Annotated in this window: 21 protein-coding genes, 2 tRNA genes and 1 pseudogene; 11 read left to right on the top strand and 13 right to left on the bottom strand. The window is 73.5% G+C overall.

The window, feature by feature from the left end; all coding sequences use genetic code 11:
• The first annotated feature begins 238 nt into the window (after window positions 1-238).
• Both WME83_RS02900 and WME83_RS02905 read left to right on the top strand, forming a co-directional pair.
• A tRNA-Cys gene (locus WME83_RS02900) sits at window positions 239-310 on the top strand.
• A gap of 96 nt (window positions 311-406) precedes the next feature.
• On the top strand, window positions 407-910 hold the full coding sequence (locus WME83_RS02905) for an N-acetyltransferase family protein (protein WP_437317738.1): 504 nt from the start codon (window positions 407-409) through the stop codon (window positions 908-910).
• On the opposite strand, the gene WME83_RS02910 is transcribed toward WME83_RS02905, so the two are convergent.
• Window positions 880-1,290, bottom strand: a complete 411-nt coding sequence (locus tag WME83_RS02910) for an SET domain-containing protein (RefSeq protein WP_437317739.1) — start codon at window positions 1,288-1,290, stop codon at window positions 880-882. The genes WME83_RS02905 and WME83_RS02910 overlap by 31 nt on opposite strands.
• A gap of 197 nt (window positions 1,291-1,487) precedes the next feature.
• Between WME83_RS02910 and WME83_RS02915 the strand changes: the two genes are divergently transcribed.
• The 5 genes and pseudogenes from WME83_RS02915 (at window position 1,488) to WME83_RS02935 (ending at window position 5,636) form a co-directional block, all read left to right on the top strand.
• Complete coding sequence (locus tag WME83_RS02915) at window positions 1,488-3,221, top strand: hypothetical protein (RefSeq protein ID WP_437317740.1); 1,734 nt, start codon at window positions 1,488-1,490, stop codon at window positions 3,219-3,221.
• A 121-nt stretch (window positions 3,222-3,342) separates the two neighbouring features.
• Window positions 3,343-3,624 (top strand): annotated as a pseudogene (locus WME83_RS02920) (transglycosylase domain-containing protein); the annotation flags it as partial.
• A 74-nt stretch (window positions 3,625-3,698) separates the two neighbouring features.
• Entirely contained in the window at window positions 3,699-4,700 is a 1,002-nt protein-coding gene (locus WME83_RS02925) for a penicillin-binding transpeptidase domain-containing protein (protein WP_437317741.1), read from the top strand.
• Window positions 4,701-4,815: 115 nt separating this feature from the next.
• On the top strand, window positions 4,816-5,175 hold the full coding sequence (locus WME83_RS02930; protein ID WP_148313261.1) for a c-type cytochrome: 360 nt from the start codon (window positions 4,816-4,818) through the stop codon (window positions 5,173-5,175).
• A complete protein-coding gene (locus WME83_RS02935) occupies window positions 5,172-5,636 on the top strand; it encodes a hypothetical protein (protein ID WP_437317742.1) in 465 nt (154 codons plus the stop codon). Before WME83_RS02930 ends, WME83_RS02935 begins: the two co-directional genes overlap by 4 nt.
• Before the next feature lie 9 nt (window positions 5,637-5,645).
• Here WME83_RS02935 and WME83_RS02940 read toward each other — a convergent pair whose 3' ends face one another.
• The 6 genes from WME83_RS02940 to WME83_RS02965 all read right to left on the bottom strand — a co-directional run bounded on the left by WME83_RS02940 (window position 5,646) and on the right by WME83_RS02965 (window position 17,163).
• Complete coding sequence (locus WME83_RS02940) at window positions 5,646-6,143, bottom strand: SRPBCC family protein (RefSeq protein WP_437317743.1); 498 nt, start codon at window positions 6,141-6,143, stop codon at window positions 5,646-5,648.
• Between the two features lie 81 nt (window positions 6,144-6,224).
• Window positions 6,225-7,283 (bottom strand): metalloregulator ArsR/SmtB family transcription factor, encoded by a 1,059-nt coding sequence (locus WME83_RS02945; RefSeq protein WP_437317744.1) that lies wholly within the window; start codon window positions 7,281-7,283, stop codon window positions 6,225-6,227.
• Window positions 7,284-7,456: 173 nt separating this feature from the next.
• Entirely contained in the window at window positions 7,457-11,068 is a 3,612-nt protein-coding gene (locus WME83_RS02950; protein WP_437317745.1) for an AAA family ATPase, read from the bottom strand.
• A 67-nt stretch (window positions 11,069-11,135) separates the two neighbouring features.
• Window positions 11,136-12,068 (bottom strand): hypothetical protein, encoded by a 933-nt coding sequence (locus WME83_RS02955; protein ID WP_437317746.1) that lies wholly within the window; start codon window positions 12,066-12,068, stop codon window positions 11,136-11,138.
• Window positions 12,069-12,407: 339 nt separating this feature from the next.
• Window positions 12,408-15,998, bottom strand: coding sequence for an AAA family ATPase (locus WME83_RS02960; protein WP_437317747.1), 3,591 nt, complete (start codon window positions 15,996-15,998; stop codon window positions 12,408-12,410).
• A 58-nt stretch (window positions 15,999-16,056) separates the two neighbouring features.
• Entirely contained in the window at window positions 16,057-17,163 is a 1,107-nt protein-coding gene (locus WME83_RS02965; protein WP_437317748.1) for a cytochrome-c peroxidase, read from the bottom strand.
• A 387-nt stretch (window positions 17,164-17,550) separates the two neighbouring features.
• On the opposite strand from WME83_RS02965, the gene WME83_RS02970 reads away from it, so the two are divergent.
• Together WME83_RS02970 and rd are read left to right on the top strand one after the other, a co-directional pair.
• Window positions 17,551-18,390 (top strand): SDR family NAD(P)-dependent oxidoreductase, encoded by an 840-nt coding sequence (locus WME83_RS02970; protein ID WP_437317749.1) that lies wholly within the window; start codon window positions 17,551-17,553, stop codon window positions 18,388-18,390.
• A gap of 176 nt (window positions 18,391-18,566) precedes the next feature.
• Window positions 18,567-18,731, top strand: coding sequence for a rubredoxin (gene rd, locus WME83_RS02975; protein WP_020732538.1), 165 nt, complete (start codon window positions 18,567-18,569; stop codon window positions 18,729-18,731).
• 419 nt (window positions 18,732-19,150) lie between these two features.
• On the opposite strand, the gene WME83_RS02980 is transcribed toward rd, so the two are convergent.
• Together WME83_RS02980 and WME83_RS02985 are read right to left on the bottom strand one after the other, a co-directional pair.
• Window positions 19,151-19,223: transfer RNA gene (locus WME83_RS02980), tRNA-Ala, on the bottom strand.
• A gap of 228 nt (window positions 19,224-19,451) precedes the next feature.
• Entirely contained in the window at window positions 19,452-21,623 is a 2,172-nt protein-coding gene (locus tag WME83_RS02985; RefSeq protein ID WP_437317750.1) for a hypothetical protein, read from the bottom strand.
• A gap of 239 nt (window positions 21,624-21,862) precedes the next feature.
• On the opposite strand from WME83_RS02985, the gene WME83_RS02990 reads away from it, so the two are divergent.
• A complete protein-coding gene (locus WME83_RS02990; protein WP_437317751.1) occupies window positions 21,863-22,207 on the top strand; it encodes a hypothetical protein in 345 nt (114 codons plus the stop codon).
• On the opposite strand, the gene WME83_RS02995 is transcribed toward WME83_RS02990, so the two are convergent.
• Window positions 22,168-22,635, bottom strand: a complete 468-nt coding sequence (locus WME83_RS02995) for a hypothetical protein (protein ID WP_437317752.1) — start codon at window positions 22,633-22,635, stop codon at window positions 22,168-22,170. The genes WME83_RS02990 and WME83_RS02995 overlap by 40 nt on opposite strands.
• Window positions 22,636-22,690: 55 nt before the next feature.
• On the bottom strand, window positions 22,691-23,518 hold the full coding sequence (argB, locus tag WME83_RS03000; RefSeq protein ID WP_437317753.1) for an acetylglutamate kinase: 828 nt from the start codon (window positions 23,516-23,518) through the stop codon (window positions 22,691-22,693).
• Window positions 23,519-23,660: 142 nt separating this feature from the next.
• Between argB and WME83_RS03005 the strand changes: the two genes are divergently transcribed.
• Window positions 23,661-24,833, top strand: coding sequence for a M20 family metallopeptidase (locus tag WME83_RS03005; protein WP_437317754.1), 1,173 nt, complete (start codon window positions 23,661-23,663; stop codon window positions 24,831-24,833).
• Between the two features lie 279 nt (window positions 24,834-25,112).
• On the opposite strand, the gene WME83_RS03010 is transcribed toward WME83_RS03005, so the two are convergent.
• Window positions 25,113-25,466: a hypothetical protein gene (locus WME83_RS03010; protein WP_437317755.1), complete on the bottom strand. Its 354-nt coding sequence runs from the start codon at window positions 25,464-25,466 to the stop codon at window positions 25,113-25,115.
• Between the two features lie 200 nt (window positions 25,467-25,666).
• On the bottom strand, window positions 25,667-26,917 hold the full coding sequence (locus tag WME83_RS03015) for a class I SAM-dependent rRNA methyltransferase (RefSeq protein WP_437317756.1): 1,251 nt from the start codon (window positions 26,915-26,917) through the stop codon (window positions 25,667-25,669).
• Between the last annotated feature and the right edge of the window lie 3 nt (window positions 26,918-26,920).

The raw sequence follows: 26,920 nt of genomic DNA on the forward strand, positions 1-26,920 counted from the left end.
ACGCAGCGGCCGGCGGAGGGGGGAGGCGGAGGGGGGAGCGCCGTGCTCGCCCCCCGTCCCCCTCCGCCGGCTCGAGGTCGCGGAAGCCCTTGGACGATCGCGGAGGCCGCGGAAGGCGCGCCACGGCCGGGCTCCCGTCGAGGCGGCTCGGACGCAACCGTAAATGCTGGCGGGACGCGGTAAAGGCGTTGACAGCTGGGCAGAAGTGAGGCATGACCTCCCGCCGCTTCGAACAGTCGGTGAGGTAGCCAAGTGGTTAGGCAACGGTTTGCAAAACCGTTATACGCGGGTTCGAATCCCGTCCTCACCTCCGCAACGACGAAAGCCCGGTCTGAGCGCTGAAACGGCCTGAGGGCAGAGCGATGGGCCAGGCTGGAGCGCGAGCGCCGGTATCCTCGGAAGGCTCATGATCCGTCTCCTGACCCCGGCCGACGAGCCCTTGCTCTGGGAGATGCTCTACCAGGCCATCCACGTCCCGGAAGGCAGCCCGCCGCCCCCGCGGGACATCGTGCACCGGCCCGAGCTCTCCAGGTACGTGCAAGGCTGGGGACAGCGGGACGATCTGGGCGTCGTGGCGCTCCAGGAAGGCGAGGTCGCTGGCGCCGCCTGGCTCCGTCGGCTCACCGGCGCGCTGCGAGGGTACGGCCACGTCGACGACGAGACCCCGGAGCTCTCCATCGCGCTCCTGCCCCAGCACCGGGGGCGAGGGCTGGGCACCCGGCTGCTGACCTCCCTGCTGGAGGAGGCCCGGAACCGCTACCCGGCCATCTCGCTCAGCGTCTCACCCGACAACCCCGCGCTGCGGCTGTACCGGCGCCTGGGCTTCGTCGAGGTGGGCCGGAACGGCGCGTCGCTCACCATGGTGCTCATGCTCTCGGATCAGCGAGGCTCGAACCAGGTGTACCCGTAATCGAAGCAGAGCTCCTCGCCCTCGTGGATGTCGCGGAGCGCTATGGCAGCCATCGAGTCCGGCACCGGACCGTCGTTCATCTCGATGTTGGGCGTCGACGAGTGGTTGTACAGCGCGAGCAGCCCCCACGCATACGCCTTCTCCCGCCCGGGCTCCTGTCCCCACGTGAACACGTGATGGAGCGCCTGACAGTCGCGGTGCTCCTCGGTCTTCAGATCCGACGCCGGGAAGCAGCTGACGGCGGCCCACTCGACGACGGTGCCCTTCGGCAAGAACCGGCGAGCGAAGACCCCACGGCCCTTGCCGGGGATGCGGCGCCAGACGACGTTCGGATGGAACTGGTTCTCGGCGATGAGGGCGTCGATTTCCTGATCGGTCATGGCAGGCGCCGCGGACGCTACCACACGCCCCGCCGCAGCGGGACATCGCCCCGCCGCGAGGGCGCCGGCGAGGCCCCGCCGTGCCGGCGCACACATCGGGCAGGATCTCCGGCGGCGCGCCGCGCTGGTTCAGCGAGCTCAGTACGTCAGCGATCCCTGGCGGGATTTCTGACGCGCTGAACTACACTCGCCGCCGCATGAGACGCCTGCCGCGCGGTTCCGCCGTGGTGATCGCCGCGATCGCCGCCTTCGTACTGCTTGGATTCGTGCTCTTCTCCGCGCCGGGACACGACGACAGTCACATCACGTACTGGGCCGCGCACACCCTCAAGGAGCACGGCCAGATCCTCAATTACAACGGCGAGCGCGTGGAGCAGAGCTCCAGCCTGGCCCACGTGCTCCTGCTCGCGCTGCTCGGCGTCGTCACGCGCGTGTCGCTGCCGACCCTCGGCCCGCTCACGTCGATCGCGGCCGGCGCCGCCGCCATCGCGCTCACCGCGCGGCTCGCGCGCGCGGCCGTCCCGGCGGCCCCGCGCGGCGCCGAGCTGCTCGTCGCGACGGCCTCGTGGTTCATCTACTGGGGCTTCGGCGGCCTCGAGAGCACGCTCGTCGCCGCCGCGGCGGTGTGGCTCGTCCTCGAGCTCGACGGCTACCTCGCGGCGCCCGGCCGGCGCGCCCTGCTCCGCTTCGCCGGCGCGTCGCTCCTCTTCCTGTGCGCGCGCCCCGAGAGCCCCCTCGTGCTCGCGTGCGTCCTCGCCGCCGCGCTCGCCTACGCCCTCCTCCGGGCCCGCTGGGCCGATCCCGCCGGAGGCCGCCTGCGCGAGGCGCGGACGGCGCTCGTCGCCTCCGCGGTCGCGGGCGCCGAGGTCGCGCTCCTCTTCGGCGCGCGGCGGCTCTACTTCGGCGCCTTCTTCCCGAACCCGGTCTACTCCAAGGCCGCCGGGATCGACGTGGCCGACGGCCTGTCCTACCTCTGGGCCAACCTCTATCCGACCGGGCTCTGGCTCATCGCGGGCGTCGCCGTGGGCATCGTCCAGATCGCGCGGGCGGCGCTCCGGAAAGAGCCGTGTTACGCCGCCGTCCTGTCGGCGGCGTTCTCGGTCGCCTACGTGGCGTTCATCGTCCTGACGGGCGGCGACTGGATGACCGGCGGGCGCTTCCTCTCGCACGCGCTCCCCCTCCTGGTGGTCGTCTCCATGGTCGGCCTCTCCGCGACCCTGGGCAGCGCGCGCCGCGTGCACATCGCGCTCGTGCCGCTCGTCGCGGTGAACCTGGTCGGCGTGGTCGCGCTCGCCGACTCGAGATCGTCCGGCCGGCCGATCTGGTCGACCTTCGGCCTGCGCGAGGCGCTCAAGGCGCGCGTCGGGGACCGCGACTACTCCTGGTTCGAGCTCGCGAACAAGCCGCACCTCCGCGACACGACCATCACCGATGTCGTCCTGGACGCCATGCGGGAGATCAAGGCGAAGAAGCCGGATCACCGCTTCGTGGTGATGTCGTCGCAGGCGGGCATGACGGCTTACCACGTCTTCAAGGAGCATTACGGATCAGCGGAGTTCATCGACACGTGCTCCCTCGCGACGCGCGATTTCCTGACCTGCCTGCCGCCCGGCATCCTCAGCCGACGCCGCATCGGGATGGTGCTCAACTTCCGCACCTACTTCGACAAGCAGGCGATGATCGACCAGCGCTGCGGCACCCGCCGCCCGGACATCGTGTTCGACCACAGCGGGCGTGGGGTGGAGGCGATCCTCGAGCGCAAAGGGTACTCGATCGTTTACCGGCAGCGCGGCCCCATCAAGAACGAGGGGCTCGGCCCCTGGCTGCGGAACACCGTGCCTTCGGACACGTTCGTGGCGATCGACACGGCGCTGCTCGCCGGCACTTCCCTCGAGGGCAAGCGGACGAGCTACAAGTGGAACATCCAGTGATCGTCGGCGTCCGCGGCGCCCGGGCCCGTGATACCGTGGCTCGGTCGGAACACCTCACCTGCGACGCGAGCGCGCCGCGGACGCCAGGTTCTACAAGCACGACGGGCTCAACTACCTCGGCATGCTCCGCGCGCTGCTCGTCAACCTGCGCTCCGCGGAGGCGCGCCAGGGCGGCAGCACGATCACCCAGCAGGTCGTGAAGAACGTGCTGCTCACGCACGAGCGCACGCTGGACCGCAAGATGCGCGAGCTCCTCCTCGCCCGCCGCATCGAGCAGGAGCTCACGAAGGACCAGATCCTCGAGCTCTACCTGAACCACATCTACTTCGGCCACGGGCGCTACGGGGTCGAGGAGGCGGCGCGGTTCTACTTCGGCAAGAGCGTCCGCCAGGTGACGCTCGCCGAGGCGGCGCTCCTCGCGGGCATCGTGAAGGGGCCCTCCATCTCGGCCCGCAGGGCGCGCTCGTCGCGCTCGACGTGCGCACGCGCGAGATCGTCGCGCTCGTCGGCGGCTACGAGGGCGCGCGCGGCGGGCTCGATCGGGCGAGCCACGCGCACCGGCAGCCGGGGTCGACGTTCAAGGCCATCGTCTACGGCTACGGCATCCACGCGCGGAAGCTCACGGCCGCGTCGATGCTCGAGACGAACCCGGCGGCGCTCGAGGGCTACAGGCCCGGCAACTACGACGAGAGCGAGGGGCAGAGCCCGAAGCGCCTGCGCGAGGCGCTCGCCCACAGCGTGAACGTCGCCGCGGTGGCGGCGCTCCGGGACGTGGGCCCCGAGGCCGTGGTCGCGTGGGCGCGCGAGCTCGGGATCGCGTCGAAGCTCGGCGCCGACCTGTCGCTCGCGCTCGGCGCCTACGAGGTAACGCCGCGCGAGATGGCGGGCGCCTACGCGACGTTCGCGGCGGGCGGCGTGTTCCAGGAGCCCGTCCTCGTGACGAAGATCACGGGCCCGCGCGGCGAGGCGCTGCCCTTGCCGGCGCGCCCCCCGCCGCGGCCGGCGATGACCCCGGCGGAGGCGTACGTCACGACGGACCTGCTCACGTCGGTCGTCGAGGTCGGCACGGCGAAGCAGGCGCTCTCGCTGCGCCGGCCGATCGCGGGCAAGACGGGCACGACGAACGACGCGAAGGACGCCTGGTTCGTCGGCTACTCGACCGACATCGCGTGCGCCGTGTGGACCGGCTTCGACGACGCCACGCCGCTCGGCGGCCGCGAGGTGGGCAGCAGCGCCGCCCTGCCGGCGTTCATCGCGTTCATGGACAAGGCGCACGCGGGGCGGCCGGCGACCGACTTCCCGGAGCCGCTCGGGATCGTGCGCCTCCCCATCGACCCGGAGACGGGCGCGCTCGCGACGCCCGGCCAGGAGAGCGCCGTCGAGGAGGTGTTCCTCGAGGGCACCGAGCCGACCGGGGTGGCCCTGCCCGACCCGTCCGCGATCGGGCAGGGGATCCTGGACCTGTTCAAGCCGCAGTGACCGTCGCCCGCGCCGCCGTGCCGCGAGCTGGCCAGGCGCCCGGCGCCCCGGCGAGCCCTGCGTCACGACGTCGCGTTCCTTCGGCGCGCGGGCGCGCTATGTTCCCGCTCGCCGCATGACACGGTCGCCGATCCTCGCCGCCCTGCTCCTGCTCGTGGCCGCGTGCAAGGGGCCGGCTCCCGACGAGGGGGTCGCGCTCTCGCCGCAGGCCGCGAAGGGCAAGGCCCTCTTCTCCACGCTCTGCGCGTCCTGCCACGCCCCCGCGGCCAAGCTGGTCGGCCCGCCGCTCAGCGAGATGGCGGCCCTCTACGCGACCGATCCCGCGGGCATCGTCCGCTGGGCCGTGACCCCGGGCCGCAAGCGCGCCGACGTCCCGCCGATGCCCAGCTTCCGCGGGGTCCGCGAGTCGGACCTCGCCGACGTGGCGCAGTACATCATCGAGGCCGGCACCGCGGCCGGAAAGCAGGCTCCATGATCTATTCGTTCGTCCTCGTCGTGCACTCGTGGCTGCGCTGGGCCGTCCTGCTGCTCGGGCTCCTCGCGCTCGTGCGATCGGTCCAGGGCTGGACCCAGCGGAAGCCGTGGACCCCGGCGGATCGCAAGGCGAGCGCCGCGTTCGTCGGCGCGCTCGACGCCCAGCTCCTCCTCGGCCTCCTGCTCTACGTCGTGCTCAGCCCGCTGCGGCCCACCTCGCTGGCCGCGCTGAAGGCCGCGATGCCCGTCGCCGCGCTGCGCTTCTTCGCCGTCGAGCATGTTTTCCTCATGATCGTGGCGGTGGCGGTCGCCCACGTCGCCTCGGCCCGGGCGAAGCGGGCCGCCGACCCCACGGCGCGGCACCGGCGCATCGCGCTCGGCGTCCTCTTCTCGCTGCTCCTCGTGCTCGCCGCCATCCCCTGGCCGTTCCTGCCCTACGGCCGCCCGCTGTTCCGGTTCTGAGCCGCAGCGCTACGCCGCCGCTCTCCCGGCCTTCCAGCCGGCCGCGAACTCCTCGATGCGCGCCTTCAGGGTGGCGCACTCGCGCCGGACGATCCTCGACGCGAACACGTCCTGCAGCAGCCGGTCGGCGAGCTTCCCCAGGAAGGGGAGGTTGAGCGACCCGCGCAGCTCGTCCGTGACGAGCGTGGCGCCGCCGGGCAGCGGCTTCAGCCGGTACTGCGAGGAGTGCGGGAAGGCGCTCTTCGGCGCCTTGAGATCCGTCTCGACCCAGCCGATCCCCGCGCCCTCTTCCCAGTGGGTCACCCGCGCGCCGCGCGCCTCGGGGGCGCTGCCGAAGAACGAGTGATCGATGAGCACGCGCGTCCCCTTGCCCCGGCGCAGGTCGGTCTCGAAGCGCATCGCCACGTGGAACTCGTTCACCTGCATGAGGCGCTCGAGATCGCTCATCCACGCCCACGCCACCTCGATCGGCGCCTCGATACGGATGCTCTCCTGGATGTACAGCACGAGGACCCTCGCTTTCGCCCGGGGAATCCGGCGCGGTCACCGTAGCACGGCGGGAGCGGCCGAAAGCGCCCGCGGCCGCCATCACTCGCGGATCTTCGTGTCCCTGTTGTAGCCGCGCGGGTGGAGCGGCGACAGCTTCTCCATCCAGATCTGCTCGAGCAAGGTGAGCTCGTCGTTCAACGAGAAGCTTGGATCGTCCTTGGTCTGCACGACCTCGAGCACGTCGAACGTGAAGGCCTCGGCGCCGTGCTCCTTCCAGTCGCGCTGGAGCTCCTGGTTCATGTGAGCGCCGATCGACAGCATGAAACGGTGCTTGTTGAGCGGCCCGTGGAGGTTCGTGCTGCTGCCGAGCAAGACCTTGCCGTTCACCGTGTTCTTCACCTGGAAGATGCCCGCCTGCTTGGGGGTCTCGAGGTACTTCCGCTTCAGTTCCTTGCGCGTATCCATCCTGCTCGCTCCCTGGGTGGGCTTGCCGGTCGCGGGGGGCTCCTTCCCCGGCTCCGGGGCCTCGATGCGTGTCTCGGGCGCCTTCGCTTCCTGCTCGATCAGCCAGTAGCGCTGGCCGTCGCGCGCCATGTACCCCTCGTCCACGAGCAGGCGCCGGATGGTGCAGTGGTCGGGATACAGGGTCTGGATGATCTCGTTCACCTCGCGCTCGCGGTAGCGCCGGCCCGCCTGGAACTTGCCGACGAACCGCTCGAGCACGATGCGCCGCTTGCGCCATTGCTTCGGCAGCTGGACCAGCGCGCCGTCGCGGAAGTAGGCGCGCATCACCTTGTTCCGCGATCGCTCCACGCGGCGCTGCCCCGGGCCGTCCTCGGCGCGCGGCAGCGCGGCGAGCTCCCTCAGCCGCAGATCGAGCAGATCGGCGCGCAGGGCATAGACCAGGTAATACTGGGTCTTGCGCTTCGTCACGAGGCCCGCCTCGTCGAGCTTCCGCAGGTGGAACGAGACGGTGGACGGCGCGCGCCCCAGCCGCTCGGCCAGCTCCTCGGCGCAGTGAGGCCGCTCGATGAGCGCGCTCACCACCTGGAGCCGCGAGGCGTCGGCGAGCGCCTTGAGCACGCCGACGCGCTCCTCGACGCTCAGGGCGCCCGCAGCGCCCGGCGTGGGCTCCGCAGGATCCGGTTCGACGGTCATCGAATCAGAATAGCGAGCGCCCGCGCCTGGTCAATCTGTTTCGACGAATGTCGAATCAGTCTCGGTGGGCTCGACGGGCGCGGTCGCGTCACGTCGGCAGACGCCGGCGGGCGAGCCGCCGGCGGGTGGACGCCGGCGGGCGAGCCCCGCGGGCGCTGCGCGTCACGCCGCGCTCACGCCACGTCTTCCCGGCTCATCCTGAGCAGCCACAGCGGCGCGAGCGCCTGCGACAGGCTCCGCGCGAGCGACGCCTCGGCGAAGCCCATCGCGTAGTCCTCGATCTCGATCGGGGCGGCCCTGCCCGGCTGGCGCGGGGGGTCGAAGCGGATCCTCCGGACCACGGGCAGGAGCGCCGCCGGGTTCGGCGGGAGCGCGCGCCCGTGCCGCGCGGCCTCGTCGAACGCCGCCTGCCGCTCGAGGTGCTCCCGCACCGCGCCCGCCGGCGAGAGGCCCGGCCGCGCCGGCAGCACGCGCACCCGCACCACCTCGGGGCCGCGCGCGAGCGACGTCCAGACGTGCGCGCCCGTCTCGAGCTCGAAGAAGTCGAGCACGCACAGGCCCACGACGCTCAGGACGAGCAGCTCCGCCGCGCGCGAGAGCGTCGCGTCGAGCCCCGCCGTCCCGCGGCCCTGCTCGATCTCGGGCCCGCGCCGCTCCCCGGCAGGCGCGCGGCCGGAGGGCGCGCTCGCCCAGCCGTCGACCTCGCCCGCCGCCTCGCCGTACGCGCGCGCGAGCGCCTCGAAGAGCCCCTCCTCGCGCGCGCCGCTCGCGCCGCCGGCCGGCGCTTCGTCGAGGTGCGCCGCGCGGAGCAGCTCGATCAGGACCGCGTGCTGGCCCGGCTCGTCCACCTTGCGGAGCGCGCGACGGAGGGCGTGGCCCTCGGCGATGCACTCCAGCACCTCCTGCTTCGCCAGCCGCCGCGGCGGTCGTGGCCGATGGCGCCGGTGGAAGAGGCGCATCCGGGAGCGGATCGACGCGTCGTCTCCCACGGTCACGTAGCCGAACCGCCGCATCTCCAGGTCGAGCTGCTGCTCCTCCTCGTCGTCGCCGCTCCGGCGCTGGGCGAGCTCGATGCGCTCGCGAAACGCCCGGATCGCGCCGCGCATCGCGTCGAGGTTGTAGACCGCCTCCGCGTGCTCCTCTGCCCCGGATCCCTCCGCGGCGGTCCGGCCGTGCTCCGCGAGGTGGTAGCGGATCCGCTCCGACAGGCGCGCGAGGCCGTCGCTCCGCTCGAGGTCGCCCACGAACTCGAGCAGCGGCGAGAGCTCGGCCGTGAGCGCGCCGAGCGGCTTGGCCATCAGCGGCGCGAGCGCCCACGCCGCGGCCGCGGGCTCGGCCTCCACGAGCGCCTCGCGGTGCAGGGAGAACGGGGGCGGCGCGGCGTCGCGGCCCGGGCCGGGCGCGGCGCCGTCGCCGGGCGCGGCGGTCGTGAAGATGCGGAGCAGCTGCATCGCGGCGGGCGCGCCGCGGGTGAGCGCGTCGCTGAGCAGCGAGCCGATCTCGTCCTCGATGAACCGCTTCACCGAGCGGGCGCCGTCCTCGGCCACGAACGCCTCGCGCGCGATCCGCTCGGCCACGCCGGCGCCCCGGCGCACGAAGACGCTCCGCTCGGCGAGCCCGCGCCGGCAGAGCAGCCGGTCGAGCTCCTTCTCGGCCACCCGCACCGCCACCTCGGGGGTCAGCGGCCGGAACGGCACGACGCGATCGATCCGGTTGAACAGCTCGGGCGGGAAGAACTCGCGCACGGCCCGCGCGACCTCCTGGGCCGCCTCCTCCGCCATCGCGAGCGCCCGCGCCTCCGGGAGGCCCGCGCCGCCGAAGCCGAGCGACGGCCGCGCCCGCGCGCCCAGGTTGGAGGTCATCACCACCACCGCGTGGTTGAAGTGCGCGGGCCGCGCCGCCGCGTCGGTGAGCCGGCCGTCCTCGAAGAGCTGGAGCAAGAGGCTGTGCACCGACGGGTGCGCCTTCTCGATCTCGTCGAGCAGCACCAGCGAGAACGGCTGCTCCCGCACCCGCTGCGTCAGGAGCCCGTCGGGCGCGTAGCGATCGCCGATGAGCCGCGCCGGCGCGTCGGGGCCGCTCTGCTCGCTCATGTCGAAGCGGAGGAGCCGCGACGCGCTGCCGTAGATGAGCTCCGCCATGCACTTGGCGAGCTCGGTCTTGCCGGTCCCCGTCGGCCCGGTGAAGAGGTACACGCCGTAAGGGCGCCGCGGATCCACGAGGCCCGCCTTGATGCGCGCCACGAGATCGGCCGCGGCGCGCACGGCCTCCGGCTGGCCGATGACCCGGCGGCCGAGCTCCTCCTCCAGCGCGCCGGCGTCGACCGGCTCGTCGCCGCCGAGCAGGAGCCTCGGCACGCCGGTCTTCTGCGAGAGGAGCCGGAGCACGTCCTGCGAGCCGACCGGCCGCGGCCCGCGCGCCGCGCCGCCGCGCGCCGGCTCCGCGGCGGGCGCGGGGGCGCGGACGACCTCGCGCAGCAGATCCATGGCCTTGCCCGGCAGCGCCTGCGCCGACAGCAGCGAGCCGCCGAGGTCGAGGATCGTCCGCAGCACGTACGGGCTCACGCGGGCGGCGTGGCGCTGCTCGAGGGCGCGGACCTCGCGCACCATGAGGCGGAACGTCTCGGAGGGGGTCGCCTCGGGGAGGAAGAGCGGCGTGAACAGGGCCGCGAACGACGGGGCGTCCTGCTCGAGGAGGCGGAACGCCTCCGGGGAGCACTCGCCGACCATCACGATCTCGCGGCGGGAGAGGGGGCCGCGGAAGAAGTCGGCGAGCGAGCGCTCGCTCTGGCGCGACCTCCCGGTCCGGCCGAAGTGGTGGATGTCGTCGACGACGAGGATCGCGCCCCGGCTGCGCGCGTCCTCGACGAGCTCGACTCCGCGCTTCTCCCAGTCGCCGAGGTGGCTCATGCCGGCGATGAGCCTGCGGCCGCTCACGGCGACGACGTCGCGCGCGCGGTCGAGGTTCTTGTGGGCGCCGTACCCGTCGGCCTCCAGGAGGTCGACCACCGCCCGGTGGATCAGCGTCGTCTTGCCGCACCCCGGCGGGCCGACGACGATGACCGGCTGGGCGCGGCCCGCGCCGAGCAGCAGCGCGAGCTGCTCGCGCTGCGGCGGCCGCGGCACGCCCGCGTCGAGGCTGCCCTGGGCCGCGCGCTGCGTGAGGCTCACGCCGAGGCTCGGGAGGACCTTGAGGCCGCGGCGCTTCTTCCAGCGGAACGCCGGGTCGGCGCCGGTGTCGTCGTCGCCCGGCGGATCCGGCAGGTCCGCGAGCGCCGAGCGCGGGGTGCACGAGAACGACAGCGTCGTGATGCGCTCCTTGCCACGGCTCCAGAGCTGCGCGATCGCGTCGTCGTCGAGCTCGGCCCACGCGGCCTGGAACAGCGCGCGGAGCTGCTCGTCGAGCGGGAGATCGTCGCGGACGGGCGCGGCGTCGCCCTGCCGGGTGGGGTGGTAGGCGAAGACGAGGCGCTCGTGCTCCGAGGCCCAGCGCGGCTCGAGCACGACGGGGCAGAGCCCGCTCACCTTGCGGCGCTCGCCGGACCCGGCGCCGGACAGCGCGAGCTCGAGGCGCACCTTCTCGAGCCGGATGCCGCGCGGCATCTCGAACCGCGCGAGCTCGGCCGCGCGCGCCTTCTCGAAGAGGGGCCTGAGGTCCTCGATGAGCAGGCGCTGGACGCGCTCCGGGTGCCGCCCCGCCCGCGATCGCGTGCTCGGGCCGAGGCCGAGCGTCACGCACTCGACGTTCGTGGTGCGGCGTTCGAAGAGCGGGATCGTGAAGTGCACGGCGGCGAGTGTAGCGGGGCTGCGCGGCCGGCCACCGGGGAGGCGTTCTTCCGAAGGCGGCGGAGCGTCAGCGCCCCTCTGGATTCGCCAGCCACGCCGCGAGGGTCTCGCCGTCCAGGGTCAAGACCACCTCGTCCAGGCGCTCCTCCCCGAGGCGCACCAACCGCTCGACCAGGGTGCTGCGCTCGTCGTCCGTCATCGCCCTGCCGAGCCGCTTCTCGAAGAGCCGCGCCAGCGCCAGCCGCTTGCCCTCGTCCAGGCCGAGCCGCTTGCCCTCGTCCAGGCCGAGCTGCCGCTGCTCCGCCTGGTAGCTCTTGAACCACTCCTGGATCTCCATGATGACGTCATCCTCCACGTCTTCCGGGAGCTGCCCGGGGATCTCGTAGCCGAAGTGTACCAAAAGCGGCAGGGCGACGCTCCGCTCCCAGGCGTCCTCCGGCAGCGCCATCAAGTCCTGCAGCGCCTCGTGCAGCACCCAGCGTGCACCCATCAGCCGCAGGATGAGCGTGCTGCGTGTGCGCGGCAGCTCCGAGAGCACCACGACGCGCACGTGCAGCGCCGGCGGCGGACCGTACACACCCGGGCTCAGCGCCTGACAGCCGTATCCGTCGAGCACCGTGTCGGGCCGTCCCGTGCTGACGACGATGAGCCACGGGAAAGGCACCTCGTTGCGAGACGCCGGCGGGGCCTCGATCCGATCGGGCGCGGTCCGCGCCCGCCGCTCCAGCTCGTGATGCCACGCGAGCTGCTTGCGCAGGCAATCGCGCATGTGCCGGAGGCCCGGAGTGTTGCGGAAGACCTCGAACATACATGGCCCGGCCGCCAGCTCGCCCAGCACGCCAAGCTCGCGCCGCACCGCCTCGCGCGCCGGATCGGGCACACACCAGACGTCGATCCGCTGGGTGGCCGCGGCGACCTCGACCTCGGTGTCCGACTCCGCCATGCGCCGGAGCGCGTCGCGCAGCAGACTCTTGATGAACTGGTCGGAGCGTTCGCGCATGGGACCAACATCCCCTCTCGATGCAGGCCATCGCGCACCGGTGTGCGCGACGCGTGGCCAGCGCGGCTCATGCATTGGTCCACAGAGCGCTGCACGAGAAATCGTGGAGGAAGAGAGCGATTTCTGTCGGAGAAAATCGGTGAAGGCAGCGGCGGATTCTCGAACGAACGAGTGGTGATGCCCGTAAAGGTGGATGTCGGTGGTGCGACGCAGCCGGCGGACTGCTGTTGAGTGGTCCCCTCGATCCTGCCGAAATCAGCGGAGGATGATCTCGGTCTCACCTTTACCGACGGCGTCACCAACTCGCCTCGGCCGCATGCGAACACCGGGACACCGGCGCTACTCGGACGCCGCCCCGTCCCCGCCCGCGCTGAAGTACTCGCTCCGATCGAGCCCGCTCCCCTCGTCCTCGAACAGGAGCAGGTGCGCCAGCGCGACCTCGTCGAGGCGCTCCCAGTACCACGCCGGATCCATGGCGAGCCGCGCCCGGCGCCCCGCGATGAGCACCGCGCCCTCGACCTCGTCGTGCTCGCGCGCGGCCGCCCCGCGCCGCCGCGCCGCGGACGAGCCGGCGGGCGGCGGGGCGAGCGACCGGTGCTCCCACTGGTCCTCGGCGATGCCAGCCGCGTGCGCGACGAAGTGCACGAACACGTGCAGCCGGCCGTCGCTCGGCGTGTCGCACGCGTCGCGCGCGGCGCCCGCGTCCCGCCTGCGCGTGACGAGCTCGTGGTGCCCCCGCTCGAGCGACAGGAACGCGCCCGCGTACGCGCCGGTGCAGCGGAAGAGCACGCTCCGGAAGCCGCGCTTCGGCTGATCGAGCGCCTCGAGCACGTCGCCCGGAGAGCGCGGCGGACCCCACCGCCGGCTCGCGGGCCACGCGCCGTCGCCGGGCCCCGCCCGGTCGCCGTCGATGTGCAGCGTCGCGCTCCACCCCCGCCGCGGGAGCTCCCGGAGGAGCGGCGCGAGCCACCGATCGAACGCCCCCTCGTCGAGCTCCTCCAGGATGAGCGTGATCGCGTCGCGCCGCGGCTCCGTCGCGACGAGCGCGCGCGGCAGCACCTTGCGGACGCCCTCCCACGCCGCGCGCGCCTCGCGCGCGAGCTCGCGCACCTCCTCGCCCTCGAGCAGCGCCATCAGCGCGAGCTCCTCGACGCCGTGCATCTCCTCCTGCGCGGCCGCGAGCTGCCCCCAGAGCTCGCTCAGCCGGTGGTGCTCGGCCTGCAGCGCCGCGGCGTCGATCTCCTTGCGGCGATCGCGCGAGCGCCCGCTCGACAGGCTCAGCTGCGTCAGCAGGAAGTCGATCTGCTCCCGGAGCTGCTCGATCGGCCCGAGGCCCATCCAGAGGTCCACCTCGCGCCGGAGATCGCCGACCTGCTCGACGCCGAACGCCTGCTGCCCCGCCCGCGCCGCGCGCCGCCGCCGCGCCACGAGGCGGAGCGCCGGTGTCTCCGCGCGACCGACCACGGCGCCCTCCGCCGGCGCCTCCGGCTCCCCCGCCTCGGCGACCCCCACGGTGAGGTCCCGCGCCTCGCCGCCGAGGCCCGCGAGCAGCCGCGCGAGGGGCGCCGCGAGGTGCTCCTCGACGTGGCGCCGGAGCGCCCGCGCGCCGTAGGCCGGCGCGTGGCCGTCCTCGGCGAGCCGGGCGAGCGCCCGCGGCGAGACCTCGAGCGCGACGCCCGCCTCGGAGAGCCCGCGACGCCGGCTCAAGCGCTGCGCCGTCAGGCGGGCGACCTCGGAGAGCTCCGCGCGCGTCAGCGATCGGAACGGCACCACGCGATCGATGCGGTTCACGAGCTCCTGCCGGAACGCGCCCGCGACCACGCGCTGGTAATGCGCCTCGTCCAGCGCGGCCTGCTCCTCCGCGGGCGCCGCGCCTCGCTCGCCCGCGAACCCCGCCTGCGCGCGCCGCTCCGCCGCGCCGAGGTTCGAGGTCATGATCACGATCGCGTTGTGGAAGTACGCCGTCCTGCCGCGCGCGTCGGAGAGGCGCCCCTCGCCGAGCACCTGCAGCAAGAGATCGAACACGGCCCGGTGGGCCTTCTCGATCTCGTCGAGCAGGAGCACGCAGAACGGCTGCTCGCGCACCCGCTGCGTGAGCAGGCCGCCCGCGCCGTCGGTCCCGCGGATCAGGCGATCGGCCGCGCCCTCGCTCGAGAACTCGCTCATGTCGAACCGCGAGAGCCGATCGGGCGACCCGAAGAGCAGCCCCGCGAGCGCGCGGGCGAGCTCGGTCTTGCCGACGCCGGTCGGCCCGACGAAGAGGAACGTCGCGAGCGGCTTGTCCGGCGGCGCGAGCCCCGCCTTCACCACCGCGATCGTCTCGGCGAGCGCGCGCACCGCGCGCTCCTGCCCGACGACGCTCGCCCCGAGGTCGCGCGCCACGCGATCGACCCGGAGCGGCAGATCGTCGCGCAGCAGGAACGCCGGCATCCCGGTGCGCATCGAGAACAGCTCGTAGAGGTCGCTCCGCCCGAGCGTGACCGGCTCCCCCTGCGCGGTCCGCTCCCGCTCGTGCACGGTGCGCAGGTCGTCGTAGAGGCGGACCGCCTTGCCCGGGAAGGCGCTGTAGGGGAGGTAGCGCTCGGCGAGATCGACGAGCGCCGTCAGCGCGTCGCCCGCGACCGCGGGGCGGTGCGGCTCGACGCGGCGGTCGCGCTCGGCGCGCTCGGCGAGCGCCCTGCGGGTGGCCTCCGCCGAGAGCGGCTCGACCCGGATGCGGCTCAGGCCGGCGAAGAAGGCCCAGTGCCGCCCCTCGAGCGCGTCGAGCCGGTCGTCCCGCAGCTCGCACACGACGCGCACCCGCCCCTCGTCGAGGTAGGGCCGCATCGCGCCGGCGAGGTCCACGTGCCCCCCCTCGGCGCGCTCGGCGAGGAGGTCGTCGAGGTTCTCGAAGTACAGCACCGCGTCGAGCGCCGCGGCGGCCTCCATCACGCCGTGGATGCGCTCCTGCCACTGCCCGAGCCCGCTCATGCCCGCGACGAGCTGCGCGCCCGACGTCGCGTAGACGAGCCGCGTCTGGCGCGCGACGTAGGCCTGCAGGAGCGCCGTCTTCCCGGCGTGCTCCGGGCCGACGAGCAGGACGCCGAGGCGCTCGTCGCCGTCGAGCAGCGCGGCGAGGCGCGCGAGCTCCGCGTCGCGGCAGGCGAGCGGCGGCGGCGCCGGGCTCCGCTGCGCGGCCACGTGGAGCGGCGTCGCGACCGAGACGAGCGCGTCCACCGCCTTCTTCCGCCGCGCGCGCTCGGCGACCGAGGCGCCGCCCTGCCCGCGCCCGCCCGCGGGCTCGGGCTCCGGCAGCGGGGCGTGGAGCACCTCCAGGCGGTGCGCGCTCCCGGGCAGGAGCCCCAGGTGCTCCCACGTCGACAGCGCCTGCGAGGCGAGCAGCCGGCGCACCTCGTGCCGGATCGCCGGCGCGATCGGCTCGCCGGCCTCGACGTAGAACGCGTGGCCGAGGCTCGGCACGAGCACCCACGCGTCGCGCGCGTCGCGCGCGCCACGCGCCGGCGACGCGCTCTGGGGCCCGCCGCGCGCCGCCCGCTCGCCGGCGGGCACCACGACGCACGGGAAGCTCACCGGCGTCTCGCGCCGCAGCTTGCGCGGCAGATCGTCGCGCGGGACGGGGACGTCCACGGAGAGGAGCTCGGTCCCCTCCGGGAACGAGAGCCGGGAGATCGCCTCGGGCTGGGCGCGCGCCGCGTGCTCGCGCAAGAAGAGCTGCTGCTCGACGAGGACGTCCTCGTCGCGGCCGAAGCTCGCGGCGTCGGGCGCCGCGACGGGGAAGGCGACGCACGCGCCGTCGAAGCGCTCGCGCACGAAGACGAGCGCCCGCGCGGTGCGCCCCTCGCGCGCCTCGGGAGCGCCGTCCGCGGAGGCGCCCGCTCCGTCCTCGGGAGCGGGCGCGGATCGCCCCTCGTCGCCGGCGCTCGCGCTCATCCGAGGGGGCGGAGCAGACCCGATCGGCCCGGTCGGCGCAATCGGATCGGCGCGCCGCTCACGACGGGTCGGCCTTGGGCGTCGCGGGCGTGCTCGGGGGCAGCTCGGGCTTCTTGATGTACTCGGTCGGGAGCTCGCCGGTGAGCGCCTTGAGGAAGGAGACGATCGCCTTCACCTCCTCGGGCTTGGCCTCCACGCCGAGCTGGTGCCACGCCATCTTGGTCACGGTCTCGTCGAGCGTCGCGATCGAGCCGTCGTGGAAGTAGGGGAAGGTCTTCTCGATGTTCCTGAGGCTCGGGACGCGGAAGAAGAACTTGTCCTTCTCGTCCTTCGTGGCGTCGAAGCGCCCGTTGTCCTTGAGGCCGGCGTACTCCTTCACGAGGCCGAGCTTCTGGAACGTCGAGCCGCCGACGGCGACGCCCGTGTGGCAGGTCGGGCAGCCGAGCGAGATGAACTTGTGGAACCCGGCCTTCTCCTCGGCGGTGAGGGCCTTGTCGTCGCCGTCGAGGTACTTGTCGAAGCGCGACGGCGTGACCAGGCCGCGCTCGAACGCGCCGATCGCCTTGGCCATGTTGTCGTAGGTGATCGGCTCCTTGTCGTCGGGGAAGGCCGACTTGAAGAGCTTCACGTACTCGGGGATCGACTTGAGCGTCGTGATGACCCGCTTCTCGTCGGGCATGGCCATCTCGACGGGGTTCAGGATAGGCCCCTTGGCCTGGTCCTCGAGCGTGGCCGCGCGGCCGTCCCAGAACTGGGCGACGTGGTGGCCCGCGTTGTAGGCCGAAGGCGAGTTGCGGCCGCCGAGCTGGCCCTTGTGCCCGGAGGAGAAGTTCTTGTTGTCCACGCCGTAGTTGGACAGGTCATGACACGAGTTGCAGGAGATATCGTGGTTCTTCGAGAGGCGCGTCTCGTACCAGAGCATCCTGCCCAGGGTCACCTTCTCATCGGTGATCGGGTTCTTGTCGTACTCGAATTTGGCGGGCAGGACCTTGAAGGACTTGACGTCGTCCGGATTGAAGACGAGCGGCTTCACGTCGCCCGTCGTCGAGGGCTTTGCCGTGGTCGAGGCCGGGGGGGCCTTGTACTCGTACTCCGCGGATCGTTCGCAGGCGCCGAGGCCGGCGGCGACGAGGAGCACACAGACGAGAGATGAGGGCGAACGCATGATGTCTCCTGGCTCGTGAGGACGAAGTCCACGGTAGATAGAGCCGCCTGCTACGTCAACGCGCGCCTCAGCCGCGCCGCCGCCGCCGGCCAAGGCGCGCTGCGCGGCGCCGTCGCGCGGGGCGCCCGGCGACGCGGTGCGTGTTACCGCCAGGTTGCGACTCCTGGTCTCGAGGGTAGCGCAATGGGCGCTGAGGTGCCGCCTTCGCGTCCATCTCCCCCGAGGTGCGCATTTCCGCGTCATCCGATTTCTCCAGGCGGACGCGGGGCGCGCTCGCCGGCGCGGCGCCGCGGGCGCGGCCGCGGCGGGCGATTGGGGGGGACGCGGCGAGGGCGCTCGGCTCGGGGCTCTTGCGCGGCCCGGGCGCGGTGGGCAACCCTTGCGGCCGTGCAATCGCCGATCGACAGCGGGGTCGTGCTCATCACCGGCGCCTCGTCCGGCATCGGCCGCGCTCTGGCGCGCGAGGTCGCCGGCCGCGCCCGGGCGCTCGTGCTGGTGGCGCGCCGCAGGGATCGCCTGGAGGCGCTGCGCGCCGAGCTCGCCGCGGCGCGTCCGGGGCTCACCGTGCTCGTCTTCGGCTGCGACGTCACCGATCGGGCGGCGGTCGACGCGATGCTCCTCGCCGTCGCGGCCGAGGTCGGGGGGGTCGACGTCCTCGTCAACAACGCCGGCTTCGGCGATCTTGGCGTGTTCGACCTCTCGGCGTGGTCGCGCACCGAGCAGATGATCGCGCTGAACGTGACGAGCCTCGCGTACCTCACGCACCGGCTCGTCGGCCCGATGGTGTCGCGCGGGCGCGGCGTGATCGCGAACGTGAGCTCCGGCTTCGGGCTCACGTTCGGGCCGGGGATGGCCGCGTACATCGGCACGAAGCACTTCGTCACGAGCTTCACCGAGGGCCTCCGCCTCGACCTGGCCGGCACCGGCGTGCGGGTGACGCAGGTCTGTCCCGGGCCGGTGCAGACCGAGTTCGCGGAGATGGCCGGCAATTTCACCGGCCTCGAGCCTCCTCTGCTCCTGTCGATCTCTCCGGAGCGCTGCGCGCGCTCCCTCGTCCGCGCGGTGGACCGGGGTCGCGCGCTCGTCGTGCCCGGGGTGGTGGCGTGGTTCGTCGTCTACCTCGGCGTCCTCTGCCCCCGCTGGCTGCTCCGGCTCGTCTACCGGCCGATCGCGCGCATGCTGCGCAAAAAGCAGCTCGCCGTGCGCGGGGCCCCGGCGCCGCCCTGAGGCGCGTCGCGGCCGCGTCCGCACGCGGGAGACGCGGAGCGGAGCGCCGCCGAACCGACCGTCGCCTCGCGCCACGCCGCGCTGGGGGGGCCGCGTCGCGGCAGGTTCATCTCCGGGGCGATAGCCCTTGTGGTAGCGTCGTGCGCGGCTCGCCAAGCCCCTGAGGAGAACCACGGATGAAGAAATATCGGTGCCTGGTCTGCGATTTCATCTACGACCCGGCGGTCGGCGACCCCGACAGCGGCATTGCGCCGGGGACTCTGTTCGAGCACCTGCCCGACAGCTGGGCTTGTCCGGAGTGCGGCGCGACCAAGGCGGACTTCGAGCCGATCGAGGACTGAGCGCGCTACCCCGCGCCGCGGCGGGGCAGGTGCCATGGAGGCGCGGGCGGGCGGGCACATCGGTGGTCCGCCCGCCGTGCCCCTGTGTTTCGTGACACCGCTCGCGCGCCGCCGCGCGAGCGACCTCGGGCCGGGCGAGCTCGGCGCCTCGGATGGGGCCAGCCGCAGCGCTCTCGCGGTGCGCTCGGCGCGGCGCGACGAGCGCGGCAGGCGGCGCGGGAAGCGCTCTACGGTGACCGAAGTACACCGCGGCGAACGAGAAGCGTCCTGCGGCGGCCGAGAGACACGGTGCCGTGCGTGACGACGCATCGCGGTGCAGTGGAGCCAACCGCGGCCCACGCTCGGTGCGCGCCCGCTGGCGGCGATACCGGAGGTGGAAAGAAGAACTGCTAAGAAAGAGAATTGAACGACTTCGAGGGTGGACCTGACAGGGATCGAACCTGCGACCTCTAGAGTGCGATTCTAGCGCTCTCCCAACTGAGCTACAGGCCCTCGCTTTCGAGAGCGCGGACTCTACCCGCCTGGGCGCGGCTGTCAAGCGAAGAAAGCAGTTTCTGTCCGGGGTCGTCGCGCCCTGCCTGAGCGGCGCTTTCGCGCGCTCTCTCCTGAGCCTCCTCCGCCTCGTCGCCCGAGCTCGTCCCTGGCTTCGGCGGAGGGCAGGCCCTCGGAGGGGGCCCCCTGCGTGCGCGGCGCGCCGAGGGCCTGCGCCGCGAGCGAGGCCTAGTTAGCCGGGCTCTGGTCCGTCTGCGCGGGCTCGCCGGGCGGCTCGGCCTGCGCGCGCGCCTGGGCCTTCGGGTTCTGGAAGGAGAAGAGCCGCTCGCGCTCCTCCCCGTAGCTCTGGGTGCTCCCCCACTTCGGGTTCCAGTCCTTCACCCAGTACACGTCCCCCGAGACGATCGCGTCCTCGGGCCGCCCCGTGCGCTCGGGGTAGCGGTACATGTACTCCTTCATCGCGTCGCGGTACGAGGTGTTCGCCGGCAGCTTGATGCGGGCGAAGTAGTCGCACCAGATCTGGGTGTACGCGAAGCTCTTCGCGTTCAGGAGATCGAAGTTCGGCGGCTTGCCCGTGAAAGGATCGATGTGGCGGCCGTCGACCGTGACGGCGTCGACGACGATCGTCCCGTCGTCCATCACCGGGTTGGGCGAGAACATGAACCAGCCCTGGAGGAACCGGAGCTTCTGCGCGAGGACCCGCGTCTCTTCGGGGTGCGGCACCTTCCAGCGGTTCTTGATGACCCAGAGCTCGACCGCCGCCTGGTTCACGGCGCCGACGAACATCACGAGCGCGCCGACCTCGCGCAACGCGACGAGCGCCTTCCGGCCGGCGAGCCGGAGCGGCGCCGGCGGGGGCGCGACCTCCGAGCGCTCCGGGGCCCGCACGCCGAGCGTCCGGCCCAGGCTGCGGCGGTGCGCCGCCGCCATCGCCGCCGTGACCGCGTCGCGCACGAGCGGCAGGCGGAGCGCCCACGCGACCGCGGGGCCGAGCGGGATCGCCGCGACGACGTCCGCCAGCGCCGAGGCGCCCTCGACCGCCTTGCCGTCGGGGCGCCGCGCGGCGAGCCCGTGCGCCGCGGAGCTCGACGCCTCGAACGTCAGCAGCCCGAACCGGTCCATCCGCTTCAGCACGCGGCAGGCGAGGAGGGCGCCCGGCGACCGCGGGTCGAACAGCACGACGCGGGCCCGGTGCGCGCGCCGCATCGTGCGCGCGGCGATCTCCCAGTCCTCGCGGCCGAAGAGGAGCGTCGAGAACACGCAGAGCGCCCACGCGAACGGCCCCAGCACGAACGTCGTGCCGAAGCCGACGTGCAGCACGTTCATCATCACGAGCGCGAGCCGCCGCGCCCACACGCGGCCGAGCGGCGAGAGGAGGCACACCGGCATCGCCGCCTCGAACGCGATCACCATCTTCGTCATGAACAGGATGACGAAGTTCGGCGCGTAGTCGCGGATGTCCGCCACGATGGGCGTCACCATCCGGTCGACGTAGAGCACGTAGTGGATCGCGGTCCCGTTCTTCCAGGCGGGGCCGGTCTTGTGCACCACGTTGAAGAAGTAGATCGCCGCGATCTGGATCAGCAGGATGGGCCCGACGAGGGTCACGAAGTCGTTCGGCTTGAGCGGGTCGTCGAGGCCGGTGCGATCGTTGAGATCGTCGGCGGTCCGCTCGCGGCTCCGCTTCATCGACGCGAGGAGCGCGTCGAGCGAGAAGCGATCGCCCAGCGGCAGGAAGCACGTCCAGAGCAGGAGCAGGTTGTGGACGACGTAGCCGCCGTTCTCGATGAGCAGGACGCGCCCGTTCATGCTCGTGACGAACACGAGCGAGAGCACCTGCATGAGCTTCGTCTTCCAGCCGATGAGCAGGCAGACGTAGGTCGCGAAGATCACGACCCAGAGGACCGCGAGCTCGCCCGGCGTGGAGAAGGCGTTGACGAGCGAGAAGTTCCCGCTGCCCTGCGGGCGCCAGAGGTTCACGTGGTTCGGCAGGACGCCGATGTCCGCGAACATGTCGTTCCACGCCCACGTGCGGCGGAACAGGTCGCCGATCAGGAAGAAGCCGAGCAGGATGCGCGTGAAGCCGAGCGTCCGCCGGTCGAACGTGAAGAAGCTGTCCCGGAGGATGTCCCACATCGATGGCCCGCGCGCGGGGGGAGCCGCCTCCGGCTCGCCGTCGGCGTCGCTGTCTGCGTCGCCGTCGTCCGCCGCGGCGCCGTCGTCCGCCGCGGCGCCGCTCTGCTCCTCGTCGCGCGCGGCGCCGCCCGCGGGCGCGCCCTCGCCTCCGCCGGAGCTCCCCTCGGCGGCGGCCTTCCGGCCGGCCGCGTGGCTCCCGCTGGTGTCCTCGTCCCGGAGCGCGCCCTCGGGCCCGCGCTCGTCGCGATCGTCGTTTGCGTTCATAAGGCGTCGAGGTCGGTGCTGCGCGAGCGGAGCGCTCGCCGCTGTCGGTCCCTACCTACCGCAACCGCGCGGGCGCCGCACGAGGCGACCAGGGTCGCGACGCGCGGGCGCGCCGGGGCCCTGGGCGCCTCGCGCGGCGGCGGCGCGGCGTGCTCGATGCGCGGGGGCTCACGCGGCGGCGGCGCGGCGCGCTTGATGCGCGCGGCGCGGGGCGGTAACGGGGAGGGGAGGTGCCCCCGATGCCCGACGCGGAAGAGCGCCTTGCGCTCGCGGCCTGCGCCTTCCTGGCCGGCTGCATCCTGCTCGCGCCGCGCGAGTGGGTCTCGGCGGGGCTCGCGCTCGCGCTCGCGGCGGTGCTCTTCGCCTGGCACTTCCGGCTGCGCGCGGGGGCCCGTCGGGGCGGGCCGGCGGCCGCGACGGCGGCCGCCGGCGCACAGGGCGCGCCGGTCGAGGCGGGCGCGCCGGGCCTGCCCGCCGCCGCGGGCCTGTCGGCCGCTCCGGGCCTGCCGGCCGCCGCCGAGGGCTCGCCGGGCGAAGCGAGCGCTCAGGCCTTGCCGGGTGACGAGCGGCGCGAGTCCGGCTGAACGCGCAGCGGCGGGCGGCCGAAGCGGGCGCGCACGCGATCGGCGACCGACCGCATTTTCGGCGCCCCGAGGAGCCGCCGCTCCAGCCGCCGCTTGCCGGGGATGTCGAGGAGCATCACGCCGATCAGGATCACCAGCGCGCCCGGGCCCGGAATGCCGGGCAGCGAGAGCAGGATCCCGAGCGCCACGGCGACGACGCCGAGCAGGTTCTTCCCGACGCGCGCCGACACGCGCATCCAGGCGGGGCGCCCTGGCAGGAACGGCTCGTCCTCCTGCTTCTGCAGGTAGTCCTCGGGCAGGCGGACGAGCACGAACGCGACCAGCGCCGTGCCCGCGACGAAGCTGGCGGCGCCCACGCCCACCCCGATCGCGATCTGCTCGCGATGCGCCTGCACGAACGAGATCGCGGAGCGGACGGCATCCATCATCGAGGAGGCGAGGAGCATACGGCGCGCGGCCGGCCGGGGCGAGGCCGCCCGGTCCTCAGGGGACGAGCACGGTGCCGATCGACCCGGGCGCGCTCGCCTCTCGCTCGAGATCGCCCGGGCGGAGCCGCCCCACGATGTGGATGCGGCGGACGCCCTCCGCGAGCGCGGCGAACGACTCCTCGAGCTTCGGGATCATCCCGCGCGTGACGGCGCCGCTCGCGATGAGCGCGCGCCCCTCGGCGACGGTGAGGCTCGGGATGCGCGAGGCGGGGTCCGAGACGTCGCGCAGCACGCCCGGCACGTCGCTCACGAGGAAGAGCCCCGCGGCGCCGAGCTCGATGGCGACGCGGTTGGCGACGGTGTCGGCGTTGATGTTGTAGACCTGCCCGTCCGTGGCGGCGCCGAGGCAGGCGAGCACGGGCACGTAGCCGCCGCGCCCGAGCAGCTCGAGGAGCCCGCGGTCGACGCCCGTGATGTCGCCGACGAGGCCGAGGTCCACCGGATCGGGGCCGGCGCTCCGGTAGACCTGGGGCGGGCGCTTGACCGCGGAGAGGGCGGGCCCGCTCGCGCCGTGGAGCCCGACGGGCCGCGCGCCCGCGGCGAGGAGCGCGGCGCAGAGGTCGACGTTGAGCTTGCCGGCGACGACCATCTTCATGACGTCGAGCGTGTCCGCGTCGGTGACGCGCTGGCCAGCGACCTGCCGGACGGGGATGCCGAGGCGCTCCTGCAGCCGGGTCGCCTGCGCACCGCCGCCGTGGACGACGACCGCGCGCGCGCCGGCGCGGGTGAGCGCCGCGAGATCGCTGGCGAGGACGGCGAGGGCCGGGCTGCCCACGACCTCGCCGCCGAGCTTGATGACGAGCGGGCCTTCCGACGCTGTCACGGGCGCCTCCGCGTTGCTCTGGGACGGTTCATGGGCGGACACGTACCACTTCTGCAGCGGGCGGGGCAGAGGTCGCCGGGCCCCTGCGCGCGCTGGCCTCCGCGCCGCGGCGGCGCCGGGGCTTCCGTGGCATGCTGGCGCGGTGATCCAGGCCCTTCGACAGGCGCTGTCCAGCCGCACGGCGCCGATGCTCGCGCTCCTCGAGCGGCTCGTGAACCTCAACTCGTTCACGGACAACCCGCGCGGCGGCGACGCGGTGGGCGAGGTCCTCGCCGACGAGCTCGCGACGATTTCCGGCCTGTCCGTGCGCCGGTTCCCGAGCGCGCGGTTCGCGGCGCACTGGGTGGTGGAGAGCGAGGCGGCGAAGGCGTCGCCGGCGGGTCACGTCGCCCTCGTCGGGCACCTCGACACGGTGTTTCCCCCGGGCGTCTTCGAGGGCTTCCGCCTGGACGGGGAGCTCGCGCGCGGGCCCGGCGTGCTCGACATGAAGGGCGGGCTGGTGGTGGCGATCGAGGCGCTCAGGGCGCTCGAGCGGATCGGCGCGCTGGCGGAGATCCCGGTGCGGCTCGCGATCGTGTCGGACGAGGAGGTCGGGTCGCCCGAGGGTCGCCCGCTGCTGCAGCGCGAGCTCGCGGGCGCGGCGTGCGCGCTCGTGTTCGAGGCGGGGCGCGAGGGGGACAGGATCATCACCGCGCGCAGGGGCACCGGGGGGGTGACGGTGCGGGCGACGGGCAAGGCGGCGCACGCCGGCAACGCGCACGAGCAGGGCGCGAACGCCATCTGGGCGCTCGCCCGCTTCATCGACGGGGCGCAGCGGCTCACCGACTACGCGCGGGGCGTCACGGTCAACGTCGGCAAGGTGAGCGGCGGGCAGGGGAGGAACACGGTGCCCGACGCGGCGGAGGCGGCGGTCGATTTCCGCTTCGTGAGCCTCGCGGACGGCGAGGCGATCCTCGCTGCGCTCGCCGCGGCGGCGCGCGAGGCGGCGCTCGAGGTGCCTGGCACCTCGGTGCGCGTGGACGGCGAGGTCGCGCGGTCGCCGCTCGTGCGGACGGAGGCGAGCGCGGCGCTTTGCCGGGAGTACGCGGCCTGCGCGCGGGCGGCGGGGCTCGGCGACGCCGAGGCGCCGCTCATCGGCGGCGGCTCCGACGCGAGCTCGACGGCCGAGATCGGGATCCCGTCCATCGACGGTCTGGGGCCGCGGGGCAGCGGCTTTCACACGAAGGACGAGCTCATCGAGGTGGCGACGCTCGTGCCCAAGGCGGAGGCGCTGGCGGCCTTCCTGCTGGGTCGGCGCGCGTCGGTGAGGGGATAGCGCGAGGGCGCACCGGCGAGCGAGGAGCGAGGCACCTCGTGTGGAGGGGTGGCCTGTGCTGACTGGGGCTTCGCGAGATTCCCTATCTGAACGACTCCGGATCTCTCCTTCGACGGATTCGGAACAGAGCAGCAGGGCAATGACAGATGCCCACCCCCGGCCCGTGCTCGGCCCTTCGGGCCTGCGCGCGGTCCGCCCCTCCCAAGTCCCGCGCTCCGCGCGGGACGGGAGGGGTGCGTCCGTTCCCTGAAAGGGTGCCGTTGGTGCGGCAGCCCTCGATCACGTCCCCTCGGGCTCCGGCCGCGGCGCTCGCACGAGCTTCAGGTGCCGCGGCATGGCGCCGCTCCCGCTGGCGCTCCGTGGCGGGCAGCCGGACGGCGCGGCGTGCACGTCATCGTCCCGCACGAAGACGTTGGGCCGCGCCTTCGACGGCGGCGCGAGATCCTCGACGGCCTCTCCGCGGGCGGCCCGCTCCGCCATGCAGCACGCGCAGTAGCGCTCCGGGTCCCAGTCGATGTCCTCGAGGCCCATCTTCCGCACCCACGACAGCTCCCACATCAGCGTCGGGCTGACGTGGATCACGTTTCCCGAGCGACGCACGCCGCTGCTGTGGAACCACCGACGCTTCGACATGGGCGCACCTCTCGAGCCGAGGGCGCCCATCTTGCCGCCGATGGAGTAGCTCGCCAAGCGCTCTCCCGTTGAAATCCGTGATGCTGCGCGGCCTTACGTCTGACCTCGTGGAATCGTCACGAAATTCACATGATGGCTTTCATTGCCCGCAGCTCTTGCCGGTCATGAAAGTCCCAGCTGCTTCCGGCGCTCCGCAACGCTCACTCCAGCACCACGAACTTGAGGTACCGCCCCTCCCACCACGCCGGCAGCGTCGGGTGGTCCTCCGGCTGTCCGTGGATCGCCCGCACCCGCAGATCGTCCCGCTCCAGGGTGGCGTCGTCGAGCGTCGCCAGGAAGTCCTCGGCCGTGATGTGGCTCGAGCACGACGCCGCGCACAGCACGCCGCCGCGATCGAGCACGCGCGCGACCGCGGTGTGCAGCCGCCGGTAGGCGCCGAGCGCGCGCGGCTTGGCGCGCTCGCTCGGCGCGAAGCTCGGCGGATCGGAGATGATGAGATCGTACCGATCGCCGCGGGCGCGGGCCTTCTCGAGGAAGTCGAACGCGTCCGCCGTCACGAAGTCGTGCGCCGCGGGATCGACGCCGTTCTCACGGAACGTGCGCTGCGCGGTCGCGTGCGCGGCCGGCGCCGAGTCCACCGAGGTGACCCGCACCGCGCCGCCGAGCGCAGCGGCCACCGAGAAGCCGCCCGCGTAGCTGAACAGGTTGAGCACGCGCCGGCGCCCGGCCGCGAGCGCGCGCACCCGCGCGCGGTTGTCGCGCTGGTCGAGGAACGCCCCCGTTTTCTGCCCGCGCGCGAGATCGACCTCCATCGCGACCCCCGTCTCCCGCACGAAGAGGCGATCGGGCAGCGGCGGCCCGTGCAGGTGCGCGAGCTTCTTGCCGTCCGCGTCCACGCCCGTAGCCTCCCCGCGGGCGCGCAGGCCGATCGAGCGCACGCCGCGGGCGCCGAGCGCGCGGGCGAGGTGCGGGAGCAGGCGGTCGAGCCACGGCGCGAGCATGCCGCCGTCGAGGCGGACCACCGCGACGCGCTCGTACCGATCGATGACCAGCGAGGGAACCCGGTCCCCCTCGCCGTTGCACAGGCGGTAGGCCGTCGTGTCGCGGCCGTCGAACCAGCCGTCGCGCAGGGCGAAGGCGCGCTCGAGCCGCTCCGCGATGGCGCGCTCGTCGAGCGCCGGCGCCTGCGCGCGCTGGAAGACGCGGACGGCGATCGGCGCGTCGGCGTCCCAGAGCCCCCGCCCGAGGAACGGCGCGCCCTCGGCCGACAGCTCGACGACGTCGCCCGTCGCGCCGGCGGCGGCGCCGCCGGCGCGAGGCGCGCGCTCCCCGCGCCGGCGATCCCCGGCGCCGGCCGCGCGCCCGCCGCCGCCCGCGATGCCGTCTCGGTACACCCACGGGTGGCCGCGGCGGACGGCGGCGGCGGCAGTCGCGGTGAGATGGACCCGCATCGA

Source organism: Sorangium sp. So ce385, from assembly GCF_051474135.1.
GTDB lineage: Bacteria > Myxococcota_A > Polyangia > Polyangiales > Polyangiaceae > Sorangium > Sorangium cellulosum_D.

Coding starts and splice junctions, on each gene's coding strand:
- WME83_RS02905 (WP_437317738.1), top strand. CDS start 407: ATGATCCGTCTCCTGACCCCGGCCGACGAGCCCTTGCTCTGGGAGATG.
- WME83_RS02910 (WP_437317739.1), bottom strand. CDS start 1,290: ATGACCGATCAGGAAATCGACGCCCTCATCGCCGAGAACCAGTTCCAT.
- WME83_RS02915 (WP_437317740.1), top strand. CDS start 1,488: ATGAGACGCCTGCCGCGCGGTTCCGCCGTGGTGATCGCCGCGATCGCC.
- WME83_RS02930 (WP_148313261.1), top strand. CDS start 4,816: ATGACACGGTCGCCGATCCTCGCCGCCCTGCTCCTGCTCGTGGCCGCG.
- WME83_RS02935 (WP_437317742.1), top strand. CDS start 5,172: ATGATCTATTCGTTCGTCCTCGTCGTGCACTCGTGGCTGCGCTGGGCC.
- WME83_RS02945 (WP_437317744.1), bottom strand. CDS start 7,283: ATGACCGTCGAACCGGATCCTGCGGAGCCCACGCCGGGCGCTGCGGGC.
- WME83_RS02955 (WP_437317746.1), bottom strand. CDS start 12,068: ATGCGCGAACGCTCCGACCAGTTCATCAAGAGTCTGCTGCGCGACGCG.
- WME83_RS02960 (WP_437317747.1), bottom strand. CDS start 15,998: ATGAGCGCGAGCGCCGGCGACGAGGGGCGATCCGCGCCCGCTCCCGAG.
- WME83_RS02965 (WP_437317748.1), bottom strand. CDS start 17,163: ATGCGTTCGCCCTCATCTCTCGTCTGTGTGCTCCTCGTCGCCGCCGGC.
- rd (WP_020732538.1), top strand. CDS start 18,567: ATGAAGAAATATCGGTGCCTGGTCTGCGATTTCATCTACGACCCGGCG.
- WME83_RS02985 (WP_437317750.1), bottom strand. CDS start 21,623: ATGAACGCAAACGACGATCGCGACGAGCGCGGGCCCGAGGGCGCGCTC.
- WME83_RS02990 (WP_437317751.1), top strand. CDS start 21,863: ATGCCCGACGCGGAAGAGCGCCTTGCGCTCGCGGCCTGCGCCTTCCTG.
- WME83_RS02995 (WP_437317752.1), bottom strand. CDS start 22,635: ATGATGGATGCCGTCCGCTCCGCGATCTCGTTCGTGCAGGCGCATCGC.
- WME83_RS03010 (WP_437317755.1), bottom strand. CDS start 25,466: ATGTCGAAGCGTCGGTGGTTCCACAGCAGCGGCGTGCGTCGCTCGGGA.
- WME83_RS03015 (WP_437317756.1), bottom strand. CDS start 26,917: ATGCGGGTCCATCTCACCGCGACTGCCGCCGCCGCCGTCCGCCGCGGC.